Consider the following 8832-nt stretch of genomic DNA (forward strand, 5'->3'; position numbering starts at 1 on the left):
TGAGGGGGGCGGGATTCATGCAACGCCACCTTTCTTCATAGTCCTCCCGTCTTCGCCGTGGCCAAGCCTGTCTCTTTCTACGTCTGCAGCAGCTGTGGGGCCAGGACGCGCCAGTTCTTCGGGCGCTGCAGCGGCTGCGGCAGCTGGAACACCCTGGTGGAGCAGCCGCTGAACGCAGATGCCCGCCGCCGCCGGCCGGCGGCGGCCGAGGCCGCCGAGCCGTCGCGCCCCCGTCGCTCGGAATCGATCGCGGCGGTGGGGAACCGCCCCCTGCAGCGGCTGCCCAGCGGCTACGGCGAGCTGGATCGGGTGCTGGGCGGTGGGCTGGTGCCCGGCTCCCTGGTGCTGCTCGGGGGGGATCCCGGCATCGGCAAGAGCACCCTGCTTCTGCAGAGCGCCCGGGCCATGGCCGAGGGGGCCTGCGTGCTCTACGTGAGCGCGGAGGAATCGGCCCAGCAGGTGAAGCTGCGCTGGAGCCGGCTGGGTCGCCCCGGCGACACCCCGCCACCTGCCGCGTCCTCGGCTGCCGCCGCCTTCTCGGGCTCCGCTGCGGCGGATCTTCAGCTGCTCGCCGAGACCGATCTGGAGCTGGTCCTGCAGGAGCTGGAGACCCTGCGGCCCGCCGTGGCGATCATCGACAGCATCCAGGCCCTCCACGATGCCGAGCTGGCCAGTGCGCCGGGCTCCGTCGCCCAGGTACGGGAGTGCGCTGCCGCGCTGGCGCGGATCGCCAAGCGGCAGGACACGGCCCTGCTGCTGGTGGGGCACGTCACCAAGGAAGGCATGCTGGCCGGTCCCAAGGTGCTGGAGCACCTGGTCGATGCGGTGCTCACCTTCGAGGGGGACCGCTTCGCCAGCCACCGGCTGCTGCGGGCCGTCAAGAACCGCTTCGGGGCCACCCATGAGCTGGGCGTGTTCGAGATGCGGGACCGGGGCCTGGCGGAGGTGACCAATCCCAGTGAGCTGTTCCTCGGCGGCCAGGAGCCCAGCAGCGGCAGCGCCACAATCGTGGCCTGCGAGGGCACCAGGCCCCTGCTGGTGGAGCTTCAGGCTCTGGTCAGCACCACGAGCTATGCCAGCCCGCGGCGCAGCGCCACCGGCATTGCCGTGAACCGGCTGCACCAGATCCTGGCGGTGCTGGAGAAGCACCTCGGCTTGCCGCTCTCGCGTTTCGACTGCTACCTCGCCGTGGCCGGGGGGCTGGAGGTGGAGGAACCGGCGGCAGACCTCGGCGTGGCCGCGGCGGTGGTGGCCAGTTTCCGCGATCTGATCCTGCCCCCCGGAACCGTGCTGATCGGCGAGCTGGGTCTGGGTGGCCAGTTGCGGCCAGTCGGTCAGCTGGAGCTGCGCCTGCAGGAATCGGCGCGGCTGGGGTTCTCCCGTGCGGTGGTGCCGCGCGGCAGCGGTCTGGGGGCGACCGCCGCCGGTCTGGATCTGCAGCTCCTCGAGGCCGCCACCATCGCCGAGGCTCTGGTGGCGGCCCTTGGGGTGAACCCGGCGGATGAGGCGGGCTGAACGGCCCCGGCACGGTGAGCTGAACCGCGCCCGCTGCTCAGAAGTAGACGTCGACGCTGCCGCGTCCGCTGGTCTTCAGCCAGTTCTGTGCCTCGATGTAGTTGTTGGGGGCCAGGCGGATCGCCTTGCCCCAGCAGTCGGCAGCCAGGTCGTAGCAGCGGTCGGCCTCGTCCGCATCGCCCTTCTCCTCGGCGATCGAGCCCAGATGGTGGTGGATCACCGCCATGTTGTTGAGCACCTGGGGCATCTTGCTGTTGAGGTCCAGGGCCTGGGCGTAGTAGCCGAGAGCCTTCTGGTGCTCCCCGTTGGAGGCGAACACCAGGGCCATGTTGTAGAGGATGAAGGCCTTGTCATTGGGGTCGTCCTCGAGCTTGAGCGCCTCCTCGTAGTTCTCCAGGGCTTCGGCGTATTCGCCATCCGCCTGGGCGCTCATGCCATCGCGGTAATAGGCGAAGGCTTCCTTGGCCCGCCGGTTGGTGGGCAGGACCTTGAGGATCAGGTCGGCCATCACCGTGAAGCTCTTGTCGATGAAGTTGTCGTTGCGTTGGGAGCGGGGCACCGGTGGTTCAAGGAGCTTCGAAGGTGTCCATCCTGGCTGATCTGCCTAGCCTGAGCCGAACAGCCCCCGGTCTGGCCTTGGCCGCGCAGCAGCTGCCCGACGTCCTCCCCACCCGCTCCACGGAGTCCCGCCACCCCGAGCATCTTCAGAACGACCCCAGCCTGGACGACCCCAGCCTGCGCAAACCCAGCCTGCGCGATCCCCTGCCTCCGGATCCTCTCCTGCTCGAGATCGAGGGGATGAAGTGCGGCGGCTGTGTGCGGGCTGTGGAACAGCGCCTGCTCGCCCAGCCCGGCGTGCGCCAGACCAGCGTGAACCTGCTGACCCGCACCGCCTGGATCGAACGGGAGCCGTTCCCTGCCGGAGCGGATGCGCAGAGGGAGGCCCAGACAGAGGCTCAGAGTGAGGCAGGATTCCTGCAGGGGCTGCAGGAGTCCCTGGCCGCCCTGGGGTTCCAGGCCTCGCTGCGCGAGCAGGCCGCCCCGCCCTCCCAGGCCATCCGCCAGCAGGAGCGCCAGTGGTGGAGCCGCTGGCGCCAGCTGGTGGTGGCCCTGCTGCTGCTGGTGCTCTCCGGACTCGGCCATCTGGCGCCCCAGCCGGGTCTGCTGTGGCTGCACGGGGGCATCGCCACCATCGCCCTGGCCGTGCCAGGCCGGCCGATCCTGCTGGCCGGTGCCCGCGCCGCCCTGGCCGGCATCCCCTCGATGGACACCCTGATCGGCCTGGGAGTGGGCAGCGCCTACCTGGCCAGCCTGGTCGGTCTGCTCTGGCCTGCCAGTGGACTTCCCTGCTTCTTCAACGAGCCGGTGATGCTGCTGGGCTTTGTTCTGCTCGGCCGTTTCCTCGAGGAGCGGGCGCGCTACCGCACCGGCGAGGCCCTGCAGAAGCTGGCGGCGCTGCAGCCGGACACGGCTCTGCTGGTGATGGAGGCCGGGCCCCCACGGCAGGTCCGGGTGGGCGGACTGCGGCCCGGTGACCGGATCCGCGTTCTGCCGGGGGATCGGCTGCCGGTCGATGCGCTGGTGCTGGAGGGGACCTCGTCCCTCGATGTCTCCGGCCTGACTGGCGAGCCCCTGCCCCAGACCGTGGAGCCGGGCGAGGAGGTGGCGGCCGGATCCCTGAACCTGCAGGGGACCCTGCTGCTGGAGGTGCGGCGCCCCGGGGCCGAGAGTGCCGTGGCCCGCATCATCCACCTGGTGGAGCAGGCGATGGCCCGCAAGGCTCCGATCCAGGGTCTGGCCGATCGGGTCGCGGGCCGGTTCACCCTGGCGGTGCTGGCTCTGGCCCTGGCCACGTTCCTGTTCTGGTGGCTGTGGGGGGCAGCCCTGTGGCCTGCGGTGTTGCAGCCGGCGCACCACGCCCACGCGGTCCATGGCCGCCACGGCCTGCTCGGTGCCGGAGCCACCACACCCCTTGTCCTCGCCCTGGAGCTGGCCATCGCCGTGCTCGTGGTGGCCTGCCCCTGTGCCCTCGGGCTGGCCACCCCCACCGCCATCACCGTCGGCACCGGGCTGGCCGCCCGGCGTGGGCTGCTGTTCCGCGGCGGGGAGGCGATCGAAACGGCCGCCGCCCTGCGCACCATCCTGTTCGACAAGACCGGGACCCTCACCCGCGGCCGCCCCCTGGTGACCGCCCTGGTTCCGCTGCCCCAGCCGAGCGATCGGCCCGGCCCTGGGGAGGCCCGCCTCCTCCAGCTGGCGGCCAGCCTCGAGGCCACCACCCGCCACCCCCTGGCCTACGCCCTGTTGCAGGAGGCCGAGGCCCGCGAGCTGCGGCTGCTGGAGGTCTCCGCAGCCCACACCATCCCCGGCGCCGGGGTGGAAGGGGAGCTGGAGGGGCAGTCCTGTCGCCTGGGGCGGCTCGGCTGGGTGGTCCGGGACCCGGCCGGCCCTGCCCTGGAGGCCCAGCAGCGGCTCGAGGCCGGCGGGGCCACGGTGCTCGCCCTGGCCATGGGCGGGGAGGTGCTGGGGCTGATCGCGGTGCAGGACCAGCCCCGCCCCGAGGCGTCGTCCGTGCTGGCCGACCTGCGCCATCGGGGTCTCCAGCTCGGTCTGCTCAGCGGCGACCATGCCGAGGCCGTCAGGCGGCTGGGCGGCCAGCTGGGCCTGGCCCCGCAGGAATTGGCCTGGCGCCAGACACCCGAAGAGAAGCTCGCGGCCATCGTCGCGGCCCAGCGCCGGAGCGCTCCGGTGGCCATGGTCGGCGATGGCATCAACGATGCGCCCGCCCTGGCGGCCGCCGACCTCGGCATCGCCGTGGGCACCGGCACCGGCATTGCCCAGGACAGTGCCGGGCTGGTGGTGCTCGGCGAGCGCCTGGACGGCATCCTGCTGGGGCTGGATCTGGCCTCCCGCACCATGGCCAAGGTGCGGCAGAACCTGGCCTGGGCCTTCGGCTACAACCTGCTGCTGCTGCCGGTCGCCGCCGGCGCCCTGCTGCCGAGCCTCGGACTGCTGATCAACCCCCCGCTGGCGGCCCTGCTGATGGCCTTGAGCTCGATCACGGTCGTGCTCAATGCGTTGGCCCTGCAGCAGGATGTCGGCCAGCTGGGAATCCGCGGCCGTGGCAGCTGAGGGCAGGCAGGGCCGCTTCGTGGTGCTCGAGGGCATCGACGGCTGCGGCAAGACCACCCAGTTGGAGGCGCTGAGCCGGTGGCTGCGTCTTCCCGAGGCCGGCTGCCTGCCGCCGGGTCGGCAGCTGATCGTGACCCGGGAACCGGGCGGAACCCCCCTGGGCCTGGCCCTGCGCGAGCTCCTGCTTCACCCCCCCGGGGATTCGGCACCGGGCAGCACGGCCGAGCTGCTGCTCTATGCGGCGGATCGGGCCCAGCACGTGGAGCAGACGATCCGCCCGGCGCTGGCGGCGGGCGACTGGGTGCTCAGCGACCGCTTCAGTGGCTCCACGCTGGCTTACCAGGGCTACGGCCGGGGGCTCTCCCTGCCGCTGATCGAACAGCTGGAGCAGGTGGCCACCGGGGGGGTGCAGCCCGATCTCACCCTCTGGCTGGATCTTCCCCTGGCCGAGGCGGGCCGGCGTCGGGGCGGGCGGGCGGCCGATCGGATCGAGTCGGGCGGCTCTCCCTTTCTGGAGCGGGTCGCTGCGGGCTTCACGGCCCTGGCGCAACGGCGGGGCTGGTGCCGCATCGATGCCCGGGCCAGGCCCGAGCAGATCACCGAGGACTGCCGTCGGGCCCTGACCCGTCTGGCCAGCCGTCCATGACGGCGCTCTTCGCCGACCTGCTGGGCCAGGATCCGGCGGTGACGCTGCTGGCGGCGGCGCTGCGGCGGCAACGGCTGGCACCGGCCTACCTGTTCACCGGACCCGAGGGGGTCGGCAGGCGGCTGGCCGCCCTGCGGTTTCTCGAGGGTGTGATCGCCGGACCCGAGGGGGAGCCTGCCGTCCGGCGCCGCCTGGAGGCCGGCAACCATCCTGATGTGCTCTGGGTGGAGCCCACCTACCTGGACAAGGGCCAGCTGGTGCCGGCCTCCCAGGCCCTGGAACGCGGCGTGAACCGGCGCAGCCCGCCGCAGCTGCGCCTGGAGCAGATCCGCGAGGTCTCCCGATTCCTGGCCCGCCGTCCGGTCGAGGCCCCCGGTTGTCTGGTGGTGTTGGAACAGGTGGAGGCCATGGCGGAGGCTCCGGCCAATGCCCTGCTCAAGACCCTCGAGGAACCTGGAGGCGGCATGCTGCTGCTGATCTCGGCGTCGCCGGAACAGCTGCTCAGCACGATCCACTCCCGATGCCAGCGGGTGCGTTTCGGTCGCCTGCCGGCCGAGAGTCTGGCGCGGGTGCTGGCGTCCGCGCCCCCGCCCGCCGTTGCCGACACCGAGGAGCTGCTCGCCCTGGCGGCCGGCTCCCCGGGAGCGCTGCTGGCCCATCGCCAGCAGTGGCAGTCCCTGCCGGAGGGCCTGGTGGACCGGCTTCTCAGCCTGCCCATGGCGGCCGATCCCTTCGAGGCGCTGGCGCTGGCGCGGGATCTCACCGAAGCCCTGGACGCGGAGCAGCAGCTCTGGCTGCTCACCTGGTGGCAGCTGGCGCTCTGGCGGACGTTGCGGCAGCCGGCGGTGTTGCAGCGGCTCGAGCGGCTCCGCAGCCACCTGCTGTCCTATGTGCAGCCACGGCTTGCCTGGGAGGTGGCCCTGCTCGAACTGGCGGGCCTGGGCGGCTGAGCCCTAACCGACCTGGGCCGTGCGGGAGCCCTGGACCATGGGGATCAGCTCGGACGCCTGCTCGGCGTTGGGCAGTTCCAGGCAGTAGCCCGCTCCGTAGACAGTCTTGATGAAGCGGGGTTTGCGGGGGTCGGGTTCGAGCTTGGTGCGCAGGTGCCGCACATGCACACGGATGGTCTCGATGTCATCGTCCGGTTCGTAGCCCCACACCTCCTTGAGGATCAGGGCGGGGGAGACCGTCTGGCCATGGCGCTGCAGCAGACAGTGCAGCAATTCGAATTCCAGGTGGGTGAGGCGCACCGCCTGATCGAACCAGATGGCTTCAAACCGCTCCGGCACCAGGGTGAGGGGGCCGTAGCTGAGGATTTCGTTGTGCTGGGTGGACAGTGGGGCATGTTCGCTGCGGCGCAGCAGTGCCTTCACCCGCACGGTGAGCTCCTCGAGATCGAAGGGCTTGGTGAGGTAGTCGTCCGCTCCGGAGTTGAAACCGCTCACCTTGTCCTTCGTGTCGGCCAGGGCGGTGAGCATCAGGATCGGAATGCGGGCGGTCCGCTCGTCCCGGCGCAGCCGCTGACACAGGGTGAGGCCATCGACCTTGGGGAGCATCAGGTCGAGCAGGATCAGGTCCGGGGCGTACTGCAGGGCGAGGGCCTGGCCCTTGATGCCGTCATCCGCGCGCTGAACGTCGAAGCCACCGTGTTCGAGATGGCCGGCAACGAGTTCACGCATGTCGCTGTCGTCCTCGATCAGCAGGATGCACGGTTTCATGGCTGGCGCGGTGAGATGGCTGCTGAGCAGAGAGTCGGGCGACCACAGCGAAGGGGTCGGCAGCATTCTCCCCGCTCCTGCCGGCGTTGGTGTGACCGGGGCCTGGTCACGCCGGTACGCCCGCGGGCCCCTGATGGGCCTCAATGCAGCTGTGATCTGGGATCTGGGCCCTGCCCGGGACGCCGAGTCCGAGAGATCTTCAGGATGATTTTCGACTCTTCTGTTGTGATTTGCCCGGTTCTCTGGCAACCGAGCAGCCGTGGGCCCTTGTTCTTGCCCAGCGCGGTTGTTCGAGGCCGTTCAGAACTGCCTTCGAGGCCATCGTCCCCAGACGCCGTCGCCCCACGAGCCCATGGGCCTGCCAGCAGGGGCGGACCCACAACCTGAGGATCTCAGGCCCGGGGTGCCTGCGCCGGGGGGTGCCGGGACTGGGCGATGGGATGGAGTTGAACTCCCCGGGCGGGATTCGAACCTGCGACCAATCGGTTAACAGCCGACCGCTCTACCGCTGAGCTACCGAGGATGACGACCCGTGGTGGGTGCAGCCGGCGACGCCGGCTCGACGACCTTACCCCTCGGACTTGCCGCGCCGCAAGCGGTCCGCTCAGGCCGGCCGATTCAGCCGCTGGGCCACGGCGGCGCCGCTCTCCCACGGCCCCACATGCCCGTCCTCCATCACCGCGGCTCCCTCACAGTGCTGGAGTTCCTCCAGACGGTGGGTGATCCAGAGGGCGGTGATCCCGCCGCCGGCGGAGGCGGTCAGCTGACGGATCAGCTCCAGCACCTCCCGCTGGCTGTCCGGGTCCAGAAGTGCGGTGGGTTCATCCAGGAGCAGCAGATCTGCCTCGCTCGCCAGGGCGGCGGCGATGGCGAGCCGTTGTTTCTGCCCTCCGCTGAGGCTGTGGATCGGACGGCTGGCGAGCCCGGCGAGCCCCACGGACTCCAGCACCTGCTCCACCCGGCGCTCCCGCGCCTGCCGCTCCAGCCCGGGGTCGATCGCCAGCAGAAGATCACTGCCGCAGCTCGGCAGGAGCAGCTGATGGTCGGGGTTCTGGAAGACCAGCGCCGTGCGCCCGGGAACCGCGATCCGACCGGTGCGCGGCTCCAGCAGCCCTGCAATCAGGCGGAGCAGCGTGCTTTTGCCGCTGCCATTGCTCCCCACCAGCATCCAGAGGCCGGGGTGGGGAATCCGCAGGGAGCAGTGCCGCAGGGCCGCGTGTCCGTTGGGCCAGGCAAAGCCGAGGCGCTCCACCTGGAGGGGACAGGCCGCACCCCCGAGAGGGGAGTCCACCGGGCTCAGCCGTCGAAGCTGAAACCGGGGCGCTTGGCGCTGCCGGCGCTGGCCGACTTCTCATACATCTGAACGGCGACCAGCTCGCTCGTCAGCAGGCTGACCTTCTTGTCGGCTTCCTTTTCACAGGTCAGTTCCAGGACCCTTGGACCCATGCCTTCCAGGGCCTGCTTCACCGTGGCGTAGAGGCTCTGGGCCTCGGTCAGTTCCTTGCGCTGGACGGCAATGGGCATGGGACTGAGCTTGAGGGAGAGCTCGACGACGTACATGGGAGGAGGGAAGGGGGGAGCAGGGCTCAGGCGCCCACTCTGGCGAACGGTGTGGCTAGGTCGTTGTGCTCAAACGCTCCCGGTCCGGGTCGCAGTTCGGGTCTCCGCCCCGTACGATCGAACACGTAACGCTTCATGAAGTCCGCTTCTCATGACGATCGCTGTAGGGCGCCTGCCGCAGCGGGGATGGTTCGACGTCCTCGATGACTGGCTCAAGCGCGACCGCTTCGTATTTGTGGGGTGGTCCGGCCTGCTGCTGTT

Annotated in this window: 8 protein-coding genes, 1 tRNA gene and 1 pseudogene; 5 read left to right on the top strand and 5 right to left on the bottom strand. The window is 70.6% G+C overall.

Translation table 11 applies throughout. From position 1 onward, the window contains the following. Positions 1–57 precede the first annotated feature (57 nt). Positions 58–1515 carry a DNA repair protein RadA gene (gene radA / locus ACLNEE_RS07380; protein ID WP_411423821.1) on the top strand — a complete coding sequence of 486 codons (1458 nt, stop codon included), beginning with the start codon at positions 58–60 and terminating at the stop codon, positions 1513–1515. 37 nt (positions 1516–1552) lie between these two features. On the opposite strand, the gene ACLNEE_RS07385 is transcribed toward radA, so the two are convergent. Next, positions 1553–2074, bottom strand: a complete 522-nt coding sequence (locus ACLNEE_RS07385; RefSeq protein WP_411423822.1) for a photosystem I assembly protein Ycf3 — start codon at positions 2072–2074, stop codon at positions 1553–1555. Between the two features lie 77 nt (positions 2075–2151). On the opposite strand from ACLNEE_RS07385, the gene ACLNEE_RS07390 reads away from it, so the two are divergent. Genes ACLNEE_RS07390 through ACLNEE_RS07400 form a run of 3 tightly spaced genes read left to right on the top strand, consistent with a single transcriptional unit; the run spans position 2152 to position 6243 of the window. Further along, positions 2152–4647, top strand: coding sequence for a heavy metal translocating P-type ATPase (locus ACLNEE_RS07390; RefSeq protein ID WP_412006946.1), 2496 nt, complete (start codon positions 2152–2154; stop codon positions 4645–4647). After that, complete coding sequence (gene tmk / locus ACLNEE_RS07395; protein ID WP_411423824.1) at positions 4637–5293, top strand: dTMP kinase; 657 nt, start codon at positions 4637–4639, stop codon at positions 5291–5293. The genes ACLNEE_RS07390 and tmk overlap by 11 nt, the downstream gene beginning before the upstream one ends. Beyond that, on the top strand, positions 5290–6243 hold the full coding sequence (locus ACLNEE_RS07400) for a DNA polymerase III subunit delta' (RefSeq protein ID WP_411423825.1): 954 nt from the start codon (positions 5290–5292) through the stop codon (positions 6241–6243). The genes tmk and ACLNEE_RS07400 overlap by 4 nt, the downstream gene beginning before the upstream one ends. Positions 6244–6246: 3 nt before the next feature. Here the strand turns inward: ACLNEE_RS07400 and ACLNEE_RS07405 are convergent, their stop codons facing one another. The 4 genes from ACLNEE_RS07405 to ACLNEE_RS07420 form a co-directional block, all read right to left on the bottom strand. After that, the gene (locus ACLNEE_RS07405; protein ID WP_411423832.1) at positions 6247–7011 is read right to left on the bottom strand and encodes a response regulator transcription factor; all 765 of its coding nucleotides are present in this window, start codon (positions 7009–7011) and stop codon (positions 6247–6249) included. Positions 7012–7462: 451 nt separating this feature from the next. Next, positions 7463–7534 (bottom strand) — tRNA-Asn (locus tag ACLNEE_RS07410). An 81-nt stretch (positions 7535–7615) separates the two neighbouring features. Continuing rightward, a complete protein-coding gene (locus ACLNEE_RS07415) occupies positions 7616–8302 on the bottom strand; it encodes an ABC transporter ATP-binding protein (RefSeq protein ID WP_411423826.1) in 687 nt (228 codons plus the stop codon). 5 nt (positions 8303–8307) lie between these two features. Then, the gene (locus tag ACLNEE_RS07420) at positions 8308–8571 is read right to left on the bottom strand and encodes a hypothetical protein (RefSeq protein WP_411423827.1); all 264 of its coding nucleotides are present in this window, start codon (positions 8569–8571) and stop codon (positions 8308–8310) included. 151 nt (positions 8572–8722) lie between these two features. On the opposite strand from ACLNEE_RS07420, the pseudogene ACLNEE_RS07425 reads away from it, so the two are divergent. Beyond that, a pseudogene (locus tag ACLNEE_RS07425) lies at positions 8723–8832 on the top strand (photosystem II D2 protein (photosystem q(a) protein)); the annotation flags it as partial.

Source organism: Aphanothece stagnina RSMan2012 (assembly GCF_046764815.1).
In the GTDB taxonomy this organism is placed as follows: domain Bacteria; phylum Cyanobacteriota; class Cyanobacteriia; order PCC-6307; family Cyanobiaceae; genus NIES-981.